The 21,663-nt window shown below is 45.6% G+C and carries 15 protein-coding genes, 1 tRNA gene and 1 pseudogene; 6 read left to right on the top strand and 11 right to left on the bottom strand.

Annotation, left to right across the window (positions count from 1 at the left end):
- The first annotated feature begins 22 nt into the window (after positions 1 to 22).
- Positions 23 to 1,834 (top strand): ABC transporter ATP-binding protein, encoded by a 1,812-nt coding sequence (locus OCV11_RS22710; protein ID WP_261896731.1) that lies wholly within the window; start codon positions 23 to 25, stop codon positions 1,832 to 1,834.
- A gap of 60 nt (positions 1,835 to 1,894) precedes the next feature.
- Here OCV11_RS22710 and OCV11_RS22705 read toward each other — a convergent pair whose 3' ends face one another.
- The 3 genes from OCV11_RS22705 to iolD form a co-directional block, all read right to left on the bottom strand.
- On the bottom strand, positions 1,895 to 2,779 hold the full coding sequence (locus OCV11_RS22705) for a DMT family transporter (RefSeq protein ID WP_261896730.1): 885 nt from the start codon (positions 2,777 to 2,779) through the stop codon (positions 1,895 to 1,897).
- Between the two features lie 126 nt (positions 2,780 to 2,905).
- On the bottom strand, positions 2,906 to 3,787 hold the full coding sequence (locus OCV11_RS22700) for a sugar phosphate isomerase/epimerase family protein (RefSeq protein ID WP_261896729.1): 882 nt from the start codon (positions 3,785 to 3,787) through the stop codon (positions 2,906 to 2,908).
- 60 nt (positions 3,788 to 3,847) lie between these two features.
- Positions 3,848 to 5,788 carry a 3D-(3,5/4)-trihydroxycyclohexane-1,2-dione acylhydrolase (decyclizing) gene (gene iolD, locus OCV11_RS22695; protein WP_261896728.1) on the bottom strand — a complete coding sequence of 647 codons (1,941 nt, stop codon included), beginning with the start codon at positions 5,786 to 5,788 and terminating at the stop codon, positions 3,848 to 3,850.
- Positions 5,789 to 6,124: 336 nt separating this feature from the next.
- On the opposite strand from iolD, the gene OCV11_RS22690 reads away from it, so the two are divergent.
- The 4 genes from OCV11_RS22690 to OCV11_RS22675 all read left to right on the top strand — a co-directional run bounded on the left by OCV11_RS22690 (position 6,125) and on the right by OCV11_RS22675 (position 11,070).
- Positions 6,125 to 8,047 carry a bifunctional 5-dehydro-2-deoxygluconokinase/5-dehydro-2-deoxyphosphogluconate aldolase gene (locus tag OCV11_RS22690; RefSeq protein WP_261896727.1) on the top strand — a complete coding sequence of 641 codons (1,923 nt, stop codon included), beginning with the start codon at positions 6,125 to 6,127 and terminating at the stop codon, positions 8,045 to 8,047.
- A gap of 179 nt (positions 8,048 to 8,226) precedes the next feature.
- Positions 8,227 to 9,063, top strand: a complete 837-nt coding sequence (locus OCV11_RS22685; protein WP_261896726.1) for a MurR/RpiR family transcriptional regulator — start codon at positions 8,227 to 8,229, stop codon at positions 9,061 to 9,063.
- A gap of 371 nt (positions 9,064 to 9,434) precedes the next feature.
- Positions 9,435 to 9,510, top strand: a tRNA-Lys gene (locus tag OCV11_RS22680).
- Between the two features lie 513 nt (positions 9,511 to 10,023).
- Positions 10,024 to 11,070, top strand: a complete 1,047-nt coding sequence (locus tag OCV11_RS22675; RefSeq protein WP_261896725.1) for an NAD(P)-dependent alcohol dehydrogenase — start codon at positions 10,024 to 10,026, stop codon at positions 11,068 to 11,070.
- A gap of 77 nt (positions 11,071 to 11,147) precedes the next feature.
- On the opposite strand, the pseudogene OCV11_RS22670 reads toward OCV11_RS22675, so the two are convergent.
- The 3 genes and pseudogenes from OCV11_RS22670 to OCV11_RS22660 form a co-directional block, all read right to left on the bottom strand.
- Positions 11,148 to 11,327, bottom strand: a pseudogene (locus OCV11_RS22670) (disulfide bond formation protein B); the annotation flags it as partial.
- A 121-nt stretch (positions 11,328 to 11,448) separates the two neighbouring features.
- The gene (gene iolB / locus OCV11_RS22665) at positions 11,449 to 12,270 is read right to left on the bottom strand and encodes a 5-deoxy-glucuronate isomerase (RefSeq protein WP_261896724.1); all 822 of its coding nucleotides are present in this window, start codon (positions 12,268 to 12,270) and stop codon (positions 11,449 to 11,451) included.
- Between the two features lie 20 nt (positions 12,271 to 12,290).
- Entirely contained in the window at positions 12,291 to 13,799 is a 1,509-nt protein-coding gene (locus OCV11_RS22660; RefSeq protein WP_261896723.1) for a CoA-acylating methylmalonate-semialdehyde dehydrogenase, read from the bottom strand.
- A gap of 751 nt (positions 13,800 to 14,550) precedes the next feature.
- On the opposite strand from OCV11_RS22660, the gene OCV11_RS22655 reads away from it, so the two are divergent.
- Positions 14,551 to 16,110: a nucleoside hydrolase-like domain-containing protein gene (locus OCV11_RS22655; protein WP_261896722.1), complete on the top strand. Its 1,560-nt coding sequence runs from the start codon at positions 14,551 to 14,553 to the stop codon at positions 16,108 to 16,110.
- Positions 16,111 to 16,251: 141 nt separating this feature from the next.
- Here the strand turns inward: OCV11_RS22655 and OCV11_RS22650 are convergent, their stop codons facing one another.
- The 5 genes from OCV11_RS22650 to OCV11_RS22630 all read right to left on the bottom strand — a co-directional run bounded on the left by OCV11_RS22650 (position 16,252) and on the right by OCV11_RS22630 (position 21,630).
- Positions 16,252 to 17,421 (bottom strand): ROK family protein, encoded by a 1,170-nt coding sequence (locus OCV11_RS22650; protein WP_261896721.1) that lies wholly within the window; start codon positions 17,419 to 17,421, stop codon positions 16,252 to 16,254.
- A 330-nt stretch (positions 17,422 to 17,751) separates the two neighbouring features.
- On the bottom strand, positions 17,752 to 18,912 hold the full coding sequence (locus OCV11_RS22645; protein ID WP_261896720.1) for a pectate lyase family protein: 1,161 nt from the start codon (positions 18,910 to 18,912) through the stop codon (positions 17,752 to 17,754).
- A 17-nt stretch (positions 18,913 to 18,929) separates the two neighbouring features.
- On the bottom strand, positions 18,930 to 20,021 hold the full coding sequence (locus tag OCV11_RS22640; protein ID WP_261896719.1) for a pectinesterase family protein: 1,092 nt from the start codon (positions 20,019 to 20,021) through the stop codon (positions 18,930 to 18,932).
- A 9-nt stretch (positions 20,022 to 20,030) separates the two neighbouring features.
- Positions 20,031 to 20,780, bottom strand: a complete 750-nt coding sequence (locus OCV11_RS22635) for an oligogalacturonate-specific porin KdgM family protein (protein WP_261896718.1) — start codon at positions 20,778 to 20,780, stop codon at positions 20,031 to 20,033.
- Between the two features lie 13 nt (positions 20,781 to 20,793).
- On the bottom strand, positions 20,794 to 21,630 hold the full coding sequence (locus OCV11_RS22630) for an oligogalacturonate-specific porin KdgM family protein (protein ID WP_261896717.1): 837 nt from the start codon (positions 21,628 to 21,630) through the stop codon (positions 20,794 to 20,796).
- Positions 21,631 to 21,663: the final 33 nt, after the last annotated feature.

Here is a 21,663-nt window from a genome sequence, read left to right as displayed (position 1 = left end):
ACGTGTCATCATGGAGGACAACATGCCAAGGACGGCACCGATTTTAGAAGTCTCTCAGCTCTCGACGCGCTTTCGTGTCAAAGGCGCATGGAAGACAGTTATCGACGATATCAACTTCTGCGTCTATCCCGGTGAAACCCTCGCGATTGTGGGCGAATCGGGTTCTGGTAAGAGTGTGACGTCGCTGTCGATCATGCGCTTACTCAATCCGCGTAATAGTGATATTTCCGGGAGCATTAAGCTCTCCGGTCAAGAGCTCACTACGCTGTCAGATAAAGCGATGCGGGAGATTCGCGCGAACGATATCGCAATGATTTTCCAAGAGCCAATGACGTCACTTAACCCTGCGTTTACCGTGGGGGCGCAGATTGCCGAGTTGCTCAAAGTGCATCGGCATTGTTCGGGTGTCGAAGCGCGTCGTCAGACTATTGAACTGCTTAATAAAGTGCGTATTCCCAATGCCGAGCAGCGTTTTGATGAGTATCCGCACCAGTTTTCAGGCGGGATGCGTCAGCGTGTGATGATCGCGATGGCGTTGGCATTAAAGCCGAAACTGCTGATTGCCGATGAGCCGACCACTGCGCTGGATGTGACTATTCAAGGGCAAATTCTGGATTTAATCAAAACCTTGCAGCAAGAAGAGGGCATGGCGGTTTTGTTTATTACCCACGATATGGGCGTGGTGGCGGAAATTGCTGATCGCACTTTAGTGATGTATCGCGGTGCGATGGTTGAAGAGAACCAGACCGCGCAGCTTTTTGCCGCGCCGCAAGAGTATTACACCCGCATGCTCCTTAATGCGGTACCCAAATTGGGCGAAGTGGCACAGCAAACTGAACCGGTCAAATTTCCTAAACTTGCCAGCGACAGTGGTGAGCCGATCCATTTTGCGCCGCAACCCAAACTCGAACCAGCGAAAAAGCCGCTCTTAGACGTGAAACATCTATCGACTCGTTTTCCGATTTACGGTGGATTTTGGTCACGACAAGTCGCGGCGGTGCACGCCGTTGAAGACATCAGTTTTGCACTCTATCCCGGAGAGACGTTGTCGTTTGTGGGGGAATCTGGCTGCGGTAAATCGACCACTGGACGCTCATTAATGCGGCTGGTGGAACCGGACCAAGGGTATATCGAATTTAATGGCTATGATGTTCGCAGCCTCAACAAAGCGGACCTGCGCAAAATGCGCCGTGATATTCAGTTTATCTTCCAAGACCCGTTTGCCAGTCTAAACCCACGTATGACAGTGGAAGAGACATTAATCGAACCGCTGCTGGAACATGGTTTAGCCACCAAAGCGGAAGCCAAACGCAAAGCCGCAGAGTTGATCGAGCAAGTAGGGTTATCAATCGATATGCTCGACCGTTATCCTCATGAGTTTTCTGGTGGGCAGCGCCAACGCATAGCGATTGCGCGCGCGTTAACCCTAGATCCTAAATTGATCATCGCCGATGAATCGGTATCGGCGTTGGATGTGTCGGTTAAAGCGCAGGTGGTGAACTTATTGATGGATCTGCAGCAGCAACGCAACTTGGCGTTTTTATTTATCTCCCATGATATGGCGGTCGTGGAGCGCATCAGTCACCGAGTAGCGGTGATGTATTTGGGAGAAATCGTAGAAATGGGCCCACGCCAAGCGATCTTTAATTCGCCGCGCCATCCCTATACGCAAAAGCTGCTGCAAGCGGTGCCGGTGGCCGACCCAAGTCGTCGTCATTTACAGCGTCAGCAAGAGGTGAGTGAACTGAAAAGTCCCATTCGCCCCCGAGGCTATCAAGCGCCAAAACGCCACTATCAAGAAGTTTCCCCAGGGCATTGGGTGATGCAATCTTAGCCTATTTGGATTAATCCCATCGTTAACACCAAACGGGGTTAACGATGGTTTAAGCTCTGGCTAAGCTTGGCTTGTTCTACGCTTAAGCTGTTTGCTCAAGGTAAAACGGTAGAAGAGTTGTGCCAATAAAATCAGGCCACAGCCAGCCAGTTTCGTTGCTGAAAGCTGCTCGCTATACCAAAACGCCGAAATCAATAGAGTAAATACCGGTTCCATAATCATGATAACGGCAGCGTTGGCAGGCGTTGTGGCCTTTTGTCCAACCAGCTGTAACCAAAAACGCAAACTGGTCGCAATCACGACGCTGGCAATAAACCAACTCCAAGTTGCGGTCGAAAATGGCGTTGCCCATGTTTCCCAAATCCCTGAAATAGTCAGCGAAATAAGGCCAGTCACGCCCAATTGCACGGTGGTTAGGGGTAATAGCGGCACGCGTGTGGAGAAATCGCTATTGAAACGGAAATAGATGGCTTGAGCAAACGCGGTTAGCAGAAACCAACCTTGTGATGCGGTAGAGCTGGAATGATTACCTAATGTCAGTAAAGCGAGCCCCAAGACGGCGATAGGCAGTGAACGCCAGTAAGCACTGGATGGCGCTTTTCTTACCCAGAAAAGGTCAAGTAGGGGAACCACTAACATCGATAAACTCATGATGAATGCGCCGTCACCTAAGGTAGGTGCTGTCACCACAGAGTACATCCATAAGTTGATCATTACCGCCAGTAATACACCGCTGGCAATCATGTCACGCCATTGACTTTTGGTCACATGACGGAAGGCACGGAAACACAGACATAAGATGATCAGAGCAGCGGCGCTGAATCGTAGTCCTATAAAGCCAAAGGTCGGCATCTCTGTCGTGGCTTCTTTGGAGAAGATCCAGCCCCATCCCGCAATCCAAGTCGTTAATAATAAGATCATTTCCGCGAAAAAAGGTCGGGCCATTTTGGTTTCTCAAAAAGACAAGCGCTCCCCCGAAGGAGAGCCGCTTTAAGTGCACATAAGGTTAGAGCGCAGATGATACACAGTTACTCGAGACAATGCATCGGGTAGAAGAGGTAACCACGAAAATTAACGCAATAATTCTCGCTCAATGCGCTCACGTGTTTCGATGGCCTGTTTATCCATCTTTTCTGGGTAACCAAACAGTGCTGCTGCGATAATAGGTTCGCCGCCCACTTTGAACTTACGTTGGGCAAAACCAGTATCACGTAACGCTTGGAAAAGACCTGGGAAATCCACTTCCCCTTCGCCAATACCTAGGTGTTGGTGAATGGTCGCATCAACGCCGGGAGGATTGACGATATAACGGTTGGGTTTGGTGTGGTTCATGGTGTCACCAATCAATACGTGGGAAAGGTCATGACCGCAATATTCAATCATGGAGCGAACATCGCCTTGCCCTTTGTCGTAAAAGAAGGTGTGAGGTGCGCTGTATAGATAACTTACGTTATCGCTGCGCAGCGATTGCACCAAATCAACGGTTTCATTGTTCAGTTCACAAAAGTCATAAGGGTGGGACTGAATCTCAATACGAAGGCCTTCACGTTCAATGATAGGCAGCAGCTCTTCCATCGATTTGTACCACATTTCATCGCAGATCTCAGATTGGTTTGGATCGCCAGAAAGCTCCGTGTTAATCACTTCGACACCCATTTCAACTGCGATTTCGATCATGCGTTTCCAGTTTCTTACTGCCGCTTGACGACGCGCTTCATCAGGGCCAGACCAGCGATACACAACGATGAAAGAGGAAATTTCAACGCCGGTTTCGCGCAGCGCACGCTTGTATTCATTCAACACATCACGTCCTGCACGTGGATGGCGATAGAAAGGGTTGATCTGGGGATGAGGCGATTGCTCAATGTATTTGTAGCCCCAATCGGCCACTTTGTGCACCATTTGTGTGATGCCAAGTGGACGGATTACATCCACGTCAAAAGCAATTTTCATTTCAACAGCTCCTTTTTGTAGGGTCAGACGGGTGAAAGGGGGCTTTTGCGCCCCTCTTAATCAGTACTGTCTTGATTGACGGACTTTCTCGTTGATTTCTTGCGTGATCTTATTAATACGTTCACTTTCTGATACTTGCGCCACACCGACACGCCAGAAACTAAAGTATTTATGGATCATTGTCTTAGGCAGAACTTTAATATCAATCACAGTTGAACGATCTTGTTTGGCAGCATCGGCTAATGCGTGTTTAAGCTGCTCTACATTTGTCACGCGATACGTTTTACAACCGTAGCCTTCGCCGATTTTGGCAAAATCGACTGGCACAAAGCCGCCATCCAATCGGTCGGCTTTGTCGCCACGGAAACGGAATTCGGTATAGAAACTGTCCATGCCGTGTTCCATTTGCAGGTTGTTGATACAGCCATTTGTCATGTTATCGAAAACCACCACGTTGATTTTCTTACGTTCTTGAATTGAGGAGACCAACTCAGAGTGAAGCATCATAAATGAGCCATCCCCTACCAAAGTGAATACTTCTCGCTCTGGGTTGGCCATTTTTACACCTAGTGAGGCGTTAACCTCGTAGCCCATACAGGAATAACCATATTCAACGTGGTAACTGTTAGGACTGCGAGTTTTCCAAATACGCTGTAAATCGCCAGGTAAACTGCCGGAAGCCCCGACGATGACCGCGTTTTCTGGAATGGTTTCGTTAATCAAACCTAAAGCACGGCTTTGAGTTAGAACGGAATCGGTAAGTGCCTGAAACTCTTTGAACACCTGTTCTCTTGGTAAGTGGTCATCGATTTCAGGGACGAAATCTTGTTGGTTAAATTCGACTGCATACAGACGTTGACGCTCTTTGATGTAATCGTTTTGTACTTGTTGAATTTCATCAGCCCAAGCGGCTTTATAGCCCGTATTGGTCAGCGCTTTGGTGACGGCATTTAGGGCTTGTTTTGCGTCTGCGACCACTTGAACACCATCCATCTTGAATGCGTCAAAGCGGCGCACGTTAATGTTGAGGTATTTCACTTGAGGATTTTGGAATATCCATTTCGAAGAAGTCGTGAAGTCGGTATAGCGGGTGCCCACACCGATCACTAGGTCGGCTTCTTTAGCTAGGGTGTTCGCTGCCAAGCAGCCAGTTTCGCCTACACCGCCAACGTTCCAAGGGTTTTCTGACACCAAGGTGCCTTTGCCTGCTTGAGTTTCAGCAAACGGAATAGAGAAAGCTTGGCAAAAGGCGCTAAGCGCTTCACCTGCTTGAGAATATTTCAAACCGCCACCGCAGATGACCAATGGTTTCTTGGCTTGCTTAATTAATGCCACGGCTTCTTCAATGGCACTTTCTGCTGGTGTTGGGCGTTCTAAGCGATGTACACGTTTAGCAAAGAAATAGTCTGGATAATCATAGGCTTCACTTTGTACATCTTGTGGTAACGCTATGGTCACCGCCCCTGTTTCCGCAGGATCGGTTAATACACGCATGGCACTGATACAAGCGGTCATGAGCTGTTCTGGGCGCGAGACTCGGTCCCAGTATTTACATACTGCTTTAAAGGCATCATTAGTACTGATACTTAAATCGTAGCTCTGCTCAACCTGTTGTAGTACAGGATCCGGTTGGCGAGTAGCATAAGTATCACCAGGTAACAGCAATAATGGGATATGGTTAGCAGTCGCAGTTGCTGCAGCTGTTACCATGTTAGCCGCGCCAGGACCAATAGAAGAGGTACAGGCGTAGATTTGTTGGCGAAGTGATTGTTTTGCAAAGCCAATTGCCGCATGAGCCATACCTTGCTCGTTGCGTCCTTGATGAATTTCAAGGGATCCTGCGTCTTGTTCAAGTGCTTGACCCAGACCTAACACGTTCCCATGGCCGAAGATGCCGAAGAGGCCTTTAACAAATTTGATTTCTTTACCATCAACATTCAGATATTGATTATCGAGGAATCGAACTAAGGCTTGCGCCGTTGTAAGTCGAATTGTTTTCATTGTTTGGGTTCCTGTTCACGCCAACCTGTAGGTTGAAAATTGGAGAGATATCCTGTCCATCGATGGTTCCATTATAAGCTTCGTTTTTTCCATTGAAATAGAAAATAAAATTAATATTTCATTGTGAGATGTGGATCAAATTAAGGCTTAAATTGCAATAATCCTATATATGACAAGCAAATAAGCAGGTTTGTTAAGTGGTTAATCTGTGATAGAGATTGAAAAATCAAAGTTAAAATGAAACGTAACGCCTAATTTGTTTCGAATTTTATTGAAAATGAAATTTTTATTTCTAATAATGTTTCCAACACATCGACGAGTATGAGGATTTTCATAATGAAAGAGGTGGACAAGAAACTGGATGTTATTTGTATAGGTCGTGTTGCTTTAGACCTGTATGGACAGCAAGTTGGCGCTCGTTTAGAGGACATGGGGTCCTTTGCCAAATATTTAGGTGGTTCGTCAGGTAACGTGGCTTACGGAACTGCAATCCAAGGTTTGAAATCCGGTATGTTGGCCCGTGTTGGGGATGAACATATGGGACGTTTTATTCGTGAAGAGTTACAGCGTGTAGGGTGTAATACCGACTATTTGATCACCGATAAAGATCGCCTTACTGCGTTAGTGATTCTGGGTATTAAAGATAAAGACACTTTCCCACTTATTTTCTATCGTGATAACTGTGCTGATATGGCGCTGTGTGAAGACGATATTGATGAAAACTACATCGCGTCAGCTCGCGCAGTGGCGATCACAGGGACTCACTTATCTCACCCAAATACCCGTGGTGCAGTATTAAAAGCATTAGCTTATGCGAAAAAACACGGTTTGAAGCGGGCGCTCGATATTGATTATCGCCCAGTTCTTTGGGGGCTCACTTCTCTTGGCGATGGGGAAACTCGTTACATTGAATCAGACGCTGTGACACGCTCACTGCAACAAGTGCTCGGTAACTTTGATTTGATCGTTGGTACTGAAGAAGAATTCCATATTGCTGGTGGTACCACCAATACATTAGCAGCTTTGCGTCGTGTTCGTGAATTTACCGATGCCACATTGGTTTGCAAACGTGGCGCTGCAGGTTGCTCTGTGTTTGAAGGTGTTATTCCTGCGTCCTGGGATGATGTGGCGCTGCAAAGCGGCGTAAAAGTGGAAGTGCTTAATGTCTTGGGCGCTGGTGATGCCTTTATGTCTGGTCTATTGCGTGGTTACCTTAATGATGAAAGTTGGGAGCAGAGCTGTCGTTATGCCAACGCGTGTGGCGCGCTGGTGGTATCACGCCATGGCTGTGCACCTGCGATGCCAACTAAGGTGGAATTGGATAACTTCCTCTCTCGCGCACAACAAGTGACTCGCCCAGATACAGATGAACTATTAAATCACTTGCATCGGGTGACAACACGTAAACAGCAGTGGCCTGAATTGTGTGTGTTTGCCTTTGACCATCGCCGCCAATTGACCGATATGGCTCAAGAGGTGGGCGCTGATGAAAAACGCATTCCACAATTGAAACAACTGTTGTTGCAAGCCGCACGACAAACCGCCGAAGCGGCTGGGTTGAACCACTCCAGCGGTATTTTGGCTGACACGACGTTTGGTCAAGACGCCTTAAATGAAATTACGGGTCACCATTGGTGGATTGGTCGTCCAATTGAACTGCCAAGCTCTCGTCCATTGCGCCTAGAACACGGTAACATCGGTTCTCAACTGATTGGCTGGCCATTAGAACATGTAGTGAAATGTCTGTTCTTCTATCATCCAAATGATCCAGAGGCGCTGCGTCTTGAACAAGAAGCCTTGGTGAAAGAGGTGTATCAAGCGTGCTGCCAATCGGGTCATGAACTGTTGCTTGAGTTGATTTTGCCAGCAGACAGCGCCGATAAAGATGAACGTCATTACGCGACGATTGTGCAACGCTTCTACGATTTAGGCGTGCAACCGGACTGGTGGAAATTGCCGCCACTCAAAGAGAAAGCCAACTGGGATACCATCAGCGGATTGATTGATCAATATGACCCATACTGTCGTGGTATCGTGATCCTTGGTTTGGATGCACCAAGTGACGAATTGAAAGCTGGTTTTGCTAACGCAAAAGACGTTGAGAAAGTCAAAGGCTTTGCTGTCGGTCGCACTATCTTTGGTGAACCATCGAAAAAATGGCTCAGCGGCGAATATAACGACTATCAATTGATTGAAGCAGTCTCAGCCAATTACCTCAAACTTATCGGCTACTGGCGCGAAGTTCGTCCTGCAAAATAGCAAGTAATATAGAGCCAGTACACAAGTGCTGGCTTTTTTTATTTGCTTTTCTAGCTATCCCAAAGCATTTGTTTTAGAGTTGGCACTGCCGTGAAAAAAATAATTTAAAAGAATGAATTACGGAAAACTTCATCAACTTTGGGTTTCATCAAACACTATTTAGCATAGATGACATAATTATGGCCACTACAGTACAACTCTCTCAGCTACAAGAAGAGATTCGAAATAAATACAGTAGCTTAAGCAAGCGTTTAAAACAGATTGCACAATATATTCTTGATAACAGCAACACCATTCCCTTTGACACCATTGCTGAAATTGCGAAAAAAGCTGACGTTCCACCGTCGACTTTGATTCGTTTTGCCAATGCATTTGGCTTCGATGGCTTCAACGAAATGAAACAAGTGTTTCGTGATAGCTTGATGGAAGATACCGTCAGTTACACTGAACGCGTTAAGTTGTATCGCCAAACCAATGATGATCATGTTGATGCGCCTGAGTCGCCGATTGAAATATTGAAGACCTTTAGCATGGTCAATGCAACAGCATTAAATCAGTTGCCTAATATGATTAACAACGACGATTTGTTGCAAGCCGTAAGCTTACTCAATTCGGCGGAAAACATTTATGTGATTGGTCTACGTCGTTCATTCAGTGTCGCCTCTTATCTCACTTATGCTTTGCGTCATTTGGAACGTCGTGCTTTCTTAATCGATGGGTTAGGGGGCATGTTCCGCGAACAGTTAGAGTTAGTGCGACCAAATGATGTAGTGATTGCGATCAGTTATTCCCCTTACTCAAAAGAAGTGGTGGATCTGGTGCAACTGGGTGTGGCTAAAGGGGCCAAACAAATTGCAATAACCGATAGTATGGTTAGCCCACTTTCCGCTTTCAGCGATGTGTCGTTCGTGATCCGTGAAGCGCAGATGGATGGTTTCCGTTCACAAATATCCTCCATGTGTTTAGCTCAAACATTGATGCTTTCCATGGCGGTCGACAACGCGAAAGAGGAATAGCGCTTTTCAGTCGATGGATGGGGAAGAACCACTGAGTAAAATCGTGTCCCAACTGGATAGGATAGATAATCGGCCTCAAGATGATCTCTTGAGGCCGATTTTTCATTCTTGAATCTCCATTTTTCATAAATGCAATTAATTGCGTATTCATCACTGCCATTTATCAATTTTTACAAGAATGATTTGTTCAATAATTAGGTAAATAAGGGCTAAGAAACAATTAGTTAGTTTTTTATTTTTGTTGTTGACACAGGCATTGGATAGATCTATTTTGTTGTCACAGCGTTAGGGCGGCAAGCGCAAGTGATTGTTATTGCAGGCTTTTAAAGCTGAACGCAGAATTACACTGAAAGTGATTCTGGCACTACAGTAGGTCGTTAACTCAGTTGGTAGAGTAGTTGACTCTTAATCAATCGGTCGCGGGTTCGAGCCCCGCACGGCCTACCATTTCTTCCCCCTTTTTCTACCTCCAATCTTATTGTTATCTCAGCGGTTTCACGCGGCGTCTTTCTTTATTTCTTATGTTTTACTTCTCACGCTTTACTTCTCACGCTTTACTTCTCATGCCTAGTTCAGCTTTCTCTTTGTCAGCGGTCTTGGTCAGTACATTCTGATGCCATGTATTTCCCGTCGTCTTTCGTAGCGAATTGTGATTAGGCAATGTTGTATGACTGAAAACGGGGTTAGAACCGCTATACTGATAGCGACAATGATGTGATCACTACCGTTAAATTGACCACTTTGCCTAAGATAGACACGCTATCAAGGTGATTGTTATCAAGTTTGTGATGTTAAGGCAGCAAATAACAATTCGATAACTTTGTGCAGTGATCTTGGAAGAATAGGCAAGTTTTCTCATAGCGACATCGGTAGGATAGTAAGGTGAGTAACAGCATAAGCTAATCAATGTCTTATCAATGTATGCTCATGAATGCAATCAACCAGTAAGGATATCCAAACATGAAAACAGTTGGTTATGCGGCACATTCAGCCGATTCAGAACTCGTTCCATATCACTTTGAACGTCGTGATCTCCGCGCAAATGATGTTGCTATTGAAATCACCTACTGTGGTGTGTGCCACTCAGATTTGCACACAGTGAATGGTGACTGGGGACCTCAACCTTATCCATTGATTCCAGGGCATGAAATTGTCGGTGTGGTTACGGCGATTGGCAGCGACGTTAAACACTATAAAGTGGGCGAAAACGTTGCGGTTGGCTGTATGGTCGACAGTTGCCAAGAGTGCGATCAATGCCACAATCACGAAGAGCAGTATTGTCGCAACGGTATGACGCCAACGTACGGTTCGCCAGATCGTATCAACGGCATTATCACTCAAGGTGGTTACTCAAAACACATTGTTGTGCGTGAAGAGTTTGTACTGCGCATTCCGCAAGGGATGGATATGTCGCGCGCTGCGCCTATTTTGTGTGCCGGTATTACAACTTTCTCGCCACTGCGTACTTGGAATGTTCAAAAAGGTTCTCGTGTTGGCGTGATTGGCCTTGGCGGTTTGGGGCATATGGCGGTGAAATTGGCGGTGGCGATGGGCGCTGAAGTGACCGCTATCAGCCGTTCAAATAAGAAAGAAGAGGAAGCCAAAGCATTAGGTGCGAAATCACTGCTTGCTTCAAGTAACGCGGATGCAATGGCAGAAGCGGCAAACTCATTTGATCTAATTATCGATACCGTGCCGACAAAACACGACTTAAACCTATACACTCCATTATTGGATATTGATGGTTCGCTTGTGATGGTGGGTCAGATTGGCCCTCTAGAGGAATTAATGTCGATTCCTTTGGTCATGGGACGTCGCCGTGTTGCGGGATCGCTTATTGGCGGTATCAAAGAAACTCAAGAAGTGTTGGATTTTTGCGCTGAGCACGACGTGTACCCAGAGTGTGAAATGATCAAAATGGAAGAGATCAACGATGCGTTTGCCCGTTTGGCTCAAGGGGATTTGGCACACCGTTTCGTGATTGATATGTCGTCACTGAGTGAATAACCCAACCTAATGAAGAAAATATAAAGAGTTCAGTAAAAGGGTAGCGGTAAGCTACCCTTTGTTGTTTGTGCGAGCGATTACGCTTTTTTGCTGAACTGACTCATGGTCACCACAAGCCCCGCGATTAAGTTTCCGATAAAAATGATCACCAACCATTGTGGCATGCTCAGGGTGAGAAATTGCCATACGATCTGGCTGCATTCGCCATACGCTTCAAATATCCACGGCATCAACGAGTGGCAAGCTGCTGGATTTGATGTGGTGCAAGCAGCGTCGTGATTTCTTTAGTCGCTACTTTGTTCGATGGTTCGTTATAAAACGGACAAAAAAAGCGGCCAATCGGGTGACGAGTTGGCCGCAAAACATAAGTAAGCACACTTATGAGTCTTTTTTAGGGTAGGCGTCGGTATTGATCCAAGCGTGGTCTTTTTCCCAAGTGAACTTCCATTGACGAATAGGACCGGCCATCACATTCAAATAATAACCATCGTATCCTGCTAGCATAGCGACAGGGTGGTAGCCACGAGGTACTTTGACGACATCGTGATCGTATACCGCCATGGTTTCGTCCAAAGAGAGATCGTCGGTATAGACACGTTGTAGGCAGAAACCTTGGCTAGGGTTGAGACGGTGATAGTAGGTCTCTTCCAAGTAGGTTTCGGTGTCTGAACCGGTATCGTGCTTGTGGCTTGGATAAGAGCTTGTTGCGCCTTCAGCAGTATACACTTCAACAACCAAGAGGCTATCGGCAGGCTCAGTTTCTGGCAGAATGTTCTGCACATGACGCTGATTGCGCCCTTTGCCACGATATTCCACACCCACATCATCTGGGCCGATAAGACGGGCAGGTAATTTACCATTACTTGGTGCACTGCATACGGCTAACTCCAGTTTTGTCGTCGCTTCCACAATCACTTTATCGTTGTGAGGTACATAGACGGAGTAAGCTGGAATTTTTTCAAACACATCCATGCGCTGTCCAATTTCGCCAAAATTGGCTTTAGTGGTGTGCACTTTGGCTTTGCCTGAAATCAGAACCAAACATAACTCACGATCACCGCTTTCCAGCGTGATAATTTGACCTTGGGTGAGCTGATACGCATCAAACCCGACATACTTCCAACCAGCATTTTCTGGTGTGATATGTTGAATAAGGCCTTCCCCATTTGGTGCGTGGTATTTCGATAGTAATTGACTCACTGGAGACTCCTTGTGTTAGTTTAACCGAGTGTTGGCATGCTAAATTCAGCAATGCTTTGTTTGCCATCTGGCCAACGAGTGGTGATGGTTTTCATGCGAGTATAGAAACGCACGCCATCTGGTCCATGAACGTGGAGCGCACCAAAGATTGAACGTTTCCAACCACCGAAACAGTGGTATGCCATAGGTACAGCCACTGGGACGTTAACCCCCACCATACCGGCTTGAACGCGCATAGTGAAATCACGAGCGTAGTGACCATTTTGGGTAAAGATGGCGCTACCGTTACCAAATTCGCTGCTGTTGACGATTTCCAAGGCAGTTTCATAATCTGGAGCGCGGATAATGCCCAGTACTGGACCGAAGATCTCTTCGCGGTGAATGCGCATGCCAGGTTTGACATGGTCGAAGAGAGTACCGCCAACAAAGTAGCCGTTTGGATAACCAGCCACGTCAATATGGCGACCATCGACCAACAATTTAGCACCTTCTTGTTCACCAATGTTGATGTAACCTAACACTTTTTCCTGATGAGCTTTAGAAATTAGTGGACCCATGTCGTTGTCTTTTTGGCCTTTTTCCAAAAGACCTGCACCCACTCTTAATGCTTTCACTTTCGGAACAAGTTGGCTGATCAATTTGTCTGCTGTGTCATCACCGACAGTCACGACAATAGGTAGAGCCATACAACGTTCACCTGCAGAACCGTAAGCGCCGCCCATGATGGCATCCACACAAGAGTTCAAATCTGCGTCAGGCATAACGATGGCATGGTTTTTCGCTGCGCCAAAGGCTTGCACACGTTTACCATGTTTGCTTGCGGTGCTATAGACGATATCCGCAACGGCAGAAGAACCAACAAAGCTGACTGCTTGGATACGAGGATCTTCAGAAAGGATGCTCGCATTTTCATTGGTGCTGTGAATAACGTTAAAGACACCGTCAGGCAAACCAGCTTTTTTCAATAGTTCAGCCAGTTTCATTGCAGCAGAGGGAGCTGTGACAGGCGGTTTCAGTACGAATGTGTTACCACAAGCAAGCGCTACTGGGAACATCCACATAGGTACCATAGCTGGGAAGTTGAAAGGAGTGATACCAGCAACAACCCCAAGTGGTTGCATGACAGAGAAGCTATCCACGCTGGTACCCACATTGTTGGAGTATTCGCCTTTGAGTAGATGTGGAATACCGCAAGCAAATTCAACCACTTCAATACCACGAGTTAATTCGCCTTGGGCATCGGAAAACACTTTGCCGTTTTCTTCGGAGATAATGCGTGCCAATTCTTCGCGGTTTTCATCGAGTAATTCTTTGAATTGGAATAGGATTCTGGCGCGGAGCAGTGGAGTCATTGCAGACCAAGCTGGAAACGCTTTATCGGCGGCATCAATCGCTGCCAATACATCTTCTTTGCCACCTTGAGTCACATGACGAATCACTTCACCTGTGGCTGGATTGTAAACGGGCTCACTCAAACCACTGGTGCTGAGTTGTTCTCGTCCGCCGATAAAATTACCAAGAGTATTCATACGGATTCCTTTTGTGTCTGAGAGATGACTTGGCAAACTGCACTGCATTTTGTCCTGCCATCACATTGTTATGGATCATTAACTCGATTCGTTGGAGATAATCTATTATTCGAAATAAATATTTCAATATTATTTTATTGGTTTTTGTTTTTCATTTTGTGGTTTGTGAGGTAGTCCGGATTTTGAGCGATAACTTGCCAAGATTGGCTGTTGCACACAAATCGTGCCCAGTTGTGTGACGTTATTCACTTTAATTCATTGGAATATCTGTATTTGTTTGAGAAAAAGTGCCTGGTAAAGTGAAGGTTAGGAGAATCCAGAGATGGTGTGAACAGGCAGTGTATACCCAATAAACCGTCAGTGCTGTGAGAGTTTAGGTCATAACCCGTTAAGAAAAATGAAATGATTTGAGGCGAAATTAATTCCATCTACTGGCTAAAATGAAATTAAAATTTCTAAATGATGACATCGACATAATGACAGTAGAGCTGCGCTCTTATCTGTAATAGCAGTGTGTAAAACCCAAAGCGGAAGTCTCCGTTATGGTAAGCGGATGGCGTCTCTCTTAGTGAGCAAGCACCTTAGCGGGTAAGCAATAGCGGGTAAGCAACTTTGTTTAGTGTGAGCTAATTCTCTGAATTTTCATTTTATTTTCATATAATTCAAGTGGTGAACTAAGTGGTCATATTATTCTAATAGCCAAATTTCTTCATTCCTTACCTTTTTAATCCAAATCATAACGGGAATCTCTATGTTTAAGAGCGGACTCACTACGTCTGGCGGTTGGCGCACAGGCATGAAAAAGACAGCACTCGCTGTGGCAACGACTTTGGTTTTTGGCCTCGCAGTGCCACAAGCGATGGCCGACAATTACCAACCCAATCAGATTGATAACTATGCAGGTCATGCGCGCATATTTGTCCTGACCGATATGGGCAATGAACCAGATGACCAAATGTCGATGGTGCGGCTACTAACCTATTCAAATGAGCTAAAAATCGAAGGCTTAGTGGCAACGACCTCTGTTTGGCAACGAGCAAAACGCGAAAAGGACACGATCAACCACATTATTGATGCGTATGAACAGGTTCGTCCTAACTTGCTGTTGAATGCGAAAGGTTGGCCGACGGCAGATGACTTAAAATCGGTGGTTAATACCGGACAACCTGGCTATGGAATGGAGGATGTGGGTAAGGGCAAAACCTCACCCGGAGCGCAGGCTCTCATTGCTGCAGTTGATAAACCGGACAGTCGACCTATTTGGGTCACGGTTTGGGGCGGAGCCAACACCTTAGCTCAGGCGCTTTATGAAGTAAAAGCAACGCGTAGTGATCAGGAGGTCGAGAAGTTTGTGGCCAAATTGCGCGTTTATTCCATTTCTGACCAAGACGATGCTGGTCCTTGGATTCGCCGTACTTTCCCTGCACTGTTTTATGTCGTGAAACCCTCTTCTCAAGATGGGGCAGAGTATGGTTCAGCAACTTGGACTGGGATCGCCGGGGATGAATATTACAAAAATGGTGCGGGTGCCGATTTTAGTCAGGTGACAAACGAATGGTTAGAGAAAAACATTCGTAGCAAAGGACCACTAGGCAAACACTATCTGAAATACATGTTTATCATGGAAGGGGATACCCCCGCCTTTCTTGGCTTGACCGATAACGGATTAAACAGTTTTCGTAATCCAAGTTGGGGTGGCTGGGGCGGCCGTTATATCTATCGTCAGCCTTATGGGGAAACCCATTCTATTTGGTCACAAGGTGGAGACTGGTTTGGTCGTATCACCTCGGCTGATACGGTCAAAGGTATCGATGGTAAAGAATATACTTCAGACCAAGCGACCATTTGGCGCTGGCGTGATGAGTTCCAAAACGACTTTGCTGCGCGCATGGATTGGACAATTAAACCTTTTGCTAAAGCTAACCACCAACCGGTAGCGGTGGTAAATGGCGATGAAACTCGTCAAGTGCTGTACATCAAAGCGCACCCAGGTGAACGCATCACCTTAGATGCTTCTAAAAGCTATGATCCTGATAACAACCGTTTGAGTTATGAGTGGTTTAATTACAAAGAAGCGGGCTTTAGCGGTGTGGCTAATCAGCCGGGTATGGCGGATGTGACGGTGACTCAAGGCGATCAAAGCAAAGCGGTGGTGAAGGTCAATAAGGCGTGTGCCGATGGCTGGTTAACCTTGCCAGATGCTCAGTGCCCTAATGGGGGAGAAGCACACATCATTTTGAAAGTGAAAGATAATGGTCAGCCGCAGCTGACATCCTATCGTCGCGTGATTGTTCAAGTCTCAGATAAATAGCGATATGAAACCAAAGCGGTCGTGTTGCCGCTTTGGTTACTCGGTGAGTTATTCACTTAAATAGAACGTGCTGTCACTAAGTAACTGGAAAAGTGGCAATAAAAGGCAGACCAGTTTGACTTAGAGGATAATGTTGGTTGTTTAGACGTGATAGGAGCGATTGGTCAGTTCAATCAAACCATAGAAGGCGATGTTATAGTCACGCTCTTGCCATAAATTGATCTGCGTAGCGCCAAAGGTAAAGTCACCATTATTGGCTACGTAATATTCAATTTGCGGTTTGAGATAGTCAAATAAAATGCCGACTTCACCACTGATGATGACGTCGCGAACATCCCACACCGTCATAAAGTGTGAAATGATAAAGCCCATCACATTGGCCGCTTCATTGACCACATCAAGATAGTCTGGATGCTGCTCATTTAAGAGCGTCACAATGTGATGAAGTTGCTCTTTAGCATCTGCGCCCGGTAAGGTATAACCCACACGCTTCTCAATTTCTGCGATGATGGAACGATAAGTCACATAGGTTTCACAGCAACCTTTGGCACCGCAATAGCAGTCACGCCCATGACGGTCGTAGGTCATATGGCTGATCTCTGGTGCCGTCCCATCAGGTCCCAGCGCGATTCGCTGATCGATCACCACGCCCATACCAGAACCATAGCCAAGCAGTAGTGCCACAAAACTGTTGAGTTGGCTAAAACTCACGTTCAACTGCGCACTGCAGCAGTAAGCAATGTTGAAGATTTTAGCCACGTGACCAGTTTGTTCTTCAATGTATTGCGCCAAATTGAAATGACGCTCTTTCAGCAGTTGGCTGTAGTGCACCATACCACTGTGTTGGGCTATTTTCCCTTGGGTAGCAACGGTGATGATTTTCAGTTCAGAAAATTCGATCCCTTGGATGCGACACAGCTCTTCACCATGTTGTTTGATCATCTCAACGATTTGCGCCGCGCCAAAAACACGCTTCTCCTTGGGTAAATCCCAGCGTATAACATGGTGGCAAAGAATCTTGTTGGTTTGATCTATCAAAATCGCCACAAAGCTTTCAATCGAGATATAACAGCACAGAGAAAAGTGGATATTTGGCACTAAACACAGGGCGGTTTTGGGACGTCCTTTGGTGCACTCTTGAGTGTGCTCGGTGGCGGTCATCTCTTCGATGATGCCATCATTAAGCAGTTGCTGAGTAATTTTGGTCAGTGACGATTTCACCAAGCCGGTTTGTTTTGCCAAATCAACACGTGAAAGCGGTTGCCGCCTAAGTAAATTAACGACTTGGTTTTTACCATTCAGTTCTATCATGACATCTGTGCTTCTAACAATCTGAAAATTATAAGTATTATAGGGTTCACTATATCAGTTTTTGCTGCTATGCACTATTTGATAAGTACGCTTACTATACGGATGTATAAAGATGAGAAGTAGATCAGATCTTGAATTTTGGTGAGGAGAAAACGACCAGACAAAAAAAAGGTGTAAAGAACAACGTAGCGTGACAACGTGATACTTTACACCTCATGGCTTGGAGACGGTTTAATAATGCATTAAACACAAGTGCCATGACCCAAATCAGCCACAATACAATGGCAATTCGGTTTCACCCCTGTGTTTAATTTTTTAAACTCAGAAGTGTTAATTAAGCGCTAACTTGCCTGCACCTGCACTCTGTTTGAGTGTGGCGAGTGAGTCAGCAGGTTGCAATTGGTACTGATAAGGAACACTCACTGTGGTTTTGGGTAGACCACAATTCGCTACATCGAGTGTTTGACCATTGACTTGCGAACCATTATCGACCAACACACCAGCTTTCCCTTTGCTCAGCGCTTTAAACACGCCGCATGGGGATTTGAGATGTGCCACAGTAAACAGGTTATTCTCAGAAAGAACGGTTCCTTCTGTGCCAAGACCAAACGAATAGCCGTAACGGTATTCCACATCACTGGCCTTGCTGCCATTAAACAAGTTGTTGTAGGCGTGAATCTGACCAAAACGAACCCGAGGCGTGCGTTGCACCAAATGATCGAACACGTTGTCATTTAAGGTGACGCGCAGCTTGCCACGGTCCTGATCTCCATTTTTGTCGCTGTGACCAATCAGCATGACTTTGTCATGGTTTTCAAAGAGAGAGTTGGAGATAGAGATGTAATCGCTACCGCGTTTGATATCCAACTCACCATCGTGTTGTACGTATTTCCAACCGTCCTTCTTACCATACATATGATCGGTGAAAGAACCGTCAGTTAAGGTGATATGGTCGATCCAAACGTGATCTGAACTAATGATGTTCATGCCATCCCATTCGGCGTTCCAGCCATCACCTTTTTCAAAATGGGGTGCAACGTCAACAGGTGTTTCGATGTTGACGTTGCGAATGATGACATTCTTGACCTTACTTAAGATAAGCGACCCATTGAAGAACCCCGCATCCGCTCCAGCACCAAAAAGTGTCGTGTTAGAGGAGATGTGAATCTGCGAGCGTTGCTTCTGGTCAGCAAAACTGTTGTAAGGAATGCCACCACTCAAATCAATTCTGTTGTCCACCAAAATAATTTTGGCTGCATTACCACCTTGTTTTAGCGCCTGGTTCAACTCATCTACCGTCGTTACGTGGTAGATATGATCCGCTGTTGCGCTTGCGCCGCCTTGTGTGCCACCGGCCATGGCTGCCCAACCATCGGCTGGCGCAGCTTGGCGAACGATGTCCATATTAAGCTCTTGCGCTGCGACGCCTGCACTAAGAAGCAAACTGGTTAAAGCAGCGGTCAGTGACCGCTGTAAATACACTTTTTTCACTACTATGACTCCAATTTCTAAGAACGATACCAGTTACCACCAAGAACGTGGTCGATGGATAGCTCTTGAGCTTGCTTAGTCGTCAACACATGTTTAGAACCGGCTTTGTTGGCACCAGGCCCTTTACTGTTGAACTCAAAGAAGCGCGCATCGTTATCTGGTTCAAACCAAATACGTTGCTTGTCTTTGTCCCATCCTGACATCTTATCCCAACCGTATAAATGATCATCTAGATAACAGTTGTAATAGATGGTTGAACCTTTCGCATCTGGGTCAGCGTAGCGTCCATCACTAAAGGTTTTTGATGGGTGCCATGGACGACCAAGACCAAAACTGTCTGCTGGAACATTCGCTTCTTTGGTAATCCGACTGTTCATAAACACTAAACCGTAAGCTTGATGAATATCGGTACTAGGAGCTGTAATAAAACCCATAGGAGTCATAGGTTTAGTTCTTGCTCTGGCAACGATATTACAGTCATCAAATACCGCAGTACCACCCCCAAAAATGAAATCGACGTTTCCTTTTACGGTGCAATTATGGAAATAGCTGGTGGTATCGTGGCGAATCAATAAAGTGTCTTGGTAACCTTCGATGGTCACATCCATCACTTTGGCTCGCTCTGAGCCTGCTCCCACTGATAACGCTACCGCCTGTGATGCATTTAGACGAGTAGGGTCGTCTTTGGCTTTCACGTCGTTTGCTGGGTAATCAAAGCTATTACGGACAGTAAAGTTACGTAGGGTCACATCATCTGCTTTCACTCGAATCACAAAGCTTTTGGATGTTCCCCAAGTGTTACCTTGAGGATTTTTCATTCCCGCAGCGGCATTGTATTCAATGATGGTTTTGTCTTGGCTTTCACCCTCTAATGTCACTTTGTCGACATTCACGTCGAACTTTTCGTTGTAAACACCATTGGTGATGTAGATGACGTAATTTTCTTTGTTGCTGGCTTTAGCTGCCTCTAGCGCTTGAGTAATCTTACTGAACTGATGCTCACCCGATGGGGTCGCTGTTACCATGGCATCGTAAGTGGCAGGCGCTGCATAGGCCAAAGAGCTGGCTACGCTCAACAGCGCAGCCGCGTACATAGATAGTTTCATCATGACCTCTTATTAGAAATAGAAATTAAATCCAGCGGTGACTTTGGCTTCGCGATGGTCGCTGTCTGTTGCAACGGCAGTGTCATCTACCCCAAGGTAAGGTTGCCAATCGCGGTTCACACGGTAATACAGGAAGGCACTCTGTTCGTAATTGGATTGTTTGTTATCGAACAAGGTGTAATCCGCATCTTGATATTGCGCGGTATAGGCCAAAGTGAAGGATTTAGAGATTTGGTAATTAGCACCCACTTTGTACACTTCACGACGTTGGTTGTCGGCGGAAGTGTTGCCTTTGGTGTGGGTGTATTTACGCCATTCGTATTGGTAGCCGGTCCAGAGATAGAGATCGCTGTTGACGTCGTAACGTACAGCTAAGCCAGGGATGTAGCGTGAGCCAGTATCACCGTTATCACCGATTTCACCACTGAAATCGTAGTCATCACCGGCACCTGTGTAGAATTTCAAACGGATGCTTGGAATGAGAGATAGGGAGTCGTTGATCTGGTAACGATAACTGGTATCGAAATATTCGCTGTAGTTGGTTGGATCGTCAAAGCTGTCGCGTTTTTTGTTAATAAGATTGGCTGCAATCTCAAAACGTAAACCATTATCGAATTGATATGCTAATGCCAGTTTGTCACTGTTAAAGCGGTTTTCAGTGCGGTATTGATGTTCAAATGAGATATAACTGGTGTCCGCCATTGAAGTCATGGGTAATAATGCAGCCGCTGCAACTGGCAAAATATATAGATAAGATTTCATAATTAACTCCTACTTAGAAATACCAGTTGAAACCTAGTTTAAGAACTGCCTGCTCTTTTACTGATGTGCTTGATACTGATTTTTGGTCAATTTCAAAATAAGGGATGGCAGATTTAAATCCCGTATACTGGATTTTGAATTCGTTATATAAATAGCCTTTTTTATTATCAAATGATGCATAATCTAATGTGGTACAGCTGTAGCTGTCACATGATTTTGGGCTATTGGTATAATCTGAGTAATCGTAAAGCAAGATATATTGGAAGCGCCAGTTTTCTACACCACGGTAATCTATACCAGTTTCGAAACGATGGGTACCAATATTCCCTTTAGCTAGATAGGTAACCGATTCTGTACCTTTAGTTTTATCACCATCAATATACATATTACGAGTTTTATAACTATCGGTACTTGCATAATCACGGAATTGATACCGGTAACGAACATAACCACCCCAGTTATCACTGAGTTTATGATATAAGGTCGCTCCCCCTAAATATTGTAAGCTGTCACTTTGAAAATCGACTTCAAACTGAGGTGACACATAGGTCTCTTTGTCGATGATGTAAGTTTTAGATAAAACAAAGCCGGCGCTACCCCCATAGTAGTTTTCGTAGGCGCTATCAATCGCGCGAGGGTAGATACCAAACTTGACCTCAAAGCCCCAGTTATCAGGGGTTTTGTGCACCAATTTGATGGAGTCACCGTGGGAACGTTTTTCTGTCTGATAATTGTGTTCATATTGCAAGTAAGTTTTGCCTTTGACCGTATCATCGACATCTTCAGCAGCGTATGCTTGAACCGATGCTAAGACCAATAAACTGGCAGCGCTAATGGTTTTAAGATTCATATAATCACCAATTAAATATTTAAAATAAACTTA

Origin of the sequence: Vibrio porteresiae DSM 19223, from assembly GCF_024347055.1 — a bacterium.
GTDB lineage: Bacteria > Pseudomonadota > Gammaproteobacteria > Enterobacterales > Vibrionaceae > Vibrio > Vibrio porteresiae.
Note: the sequence above shows the minus strand (reverse complement) of the source record. Positions and strands in the feature narration are given on the sequence as shown.

What these genes read in the sequence shown, in the direction of transcription:
- OCV11_RS22710 (WP_261896731.1), top strand. Translation starts at nt 23, where the DNA reads ATGCCAAGGACGGCACCGATTTTAGAAGTCTCTCAGCTCTCGACGCGC.
- OCV11_RS22705 (WP_261896730.1), bottom strand. Translation starts at nt 2,779, where the DNA reads ATGGCCCGACCTTTTTTCGCGGAAATGATCTTATTATTAACGACTTGG.
- OCV11_RS22700 (WP_261896729.1), bottom strand. Translation starts at nt 3,787, where the DNA reads ATGAAAATTGCTTTTGACGTGGATGTAATCCGTCCACTTGGCATCACA.
- iolD (WP_261896728.1), bottom strand. Translation starts at nt 5,788, where the DNA reads ATGAAAACAATTCGACTTACAACGGCGCAAGCCTTAGTTCGATTCCTC.
- OCV11_RS22690 (WP_261896727.1), top strand. Translation starts at nt 6,125, where the DNA reads ATGAAAGAGGTGGACAAGAAACTGGATGTTATTTGTATAGGTCGTGTT.
- OCV11_RS22685 (WP_261896726.1), top strand. Translation starts at nt 8,227, where the DNA reads ATGGCCACTACAGTACAACTCTCTCAGCTACAAGAAGAGATTCGAAAT.
- OCV11_RS22675 (WP_261896725.1), top strand. Translation starts at nt 10,024, where the DNA reads ATGAAAACAGTTGGTTATGCGGCACATTCAGCCGATTCAGAACTCGTT.
- OCV11_RS22660 (WP_261896723.1), bottom strand. Translation starts at nt 13,799, where the DNA reads ATGAATACTCTTGGTAATTTTATCGGCGGACGAGAACAACTCAGCACC.
- OCV11_RS22655 (WP_261896722.1), top strand. Translation starts at nt 14,551, where the DNA reads ATGTTTAAGAGCGGACTCACTACGTCTGGCGGTTGGCGCACAGGCATG.
- OCV11_RS22650 (WP_261896721.1), bottom strand. Translation starts at nt 17,421, where the DNA reads ATGATAGAACTGAATGGTAAAAACCAAGTCGTTAATTTACTTAGGCGG.
- OCV11_RS22640 (WP_261896719.1), bottom strand. Translation starts at nt 20,021, where the DNA reads ATGATGAAACTATCTATGTACGCGGCTGCGCTGTTGAGCGTAGCCAGC.
- OCV11_RS22635 (WP_261896718.1), bottom strand. Translation starts at nt 20,780, where the DNA reads ATGAAATCTTATCTATATATTTTGCCAGTTGCAGCGGCTGCATTATTA.
- OCV11_RS22630 (WP_261896717.1), bottom strand. Translation starts at nt 21,630, where the DNA reads ATGAATCTTAAAACCATTAGCGCTGCCAGTTTATTGGTCTTAGCATCG.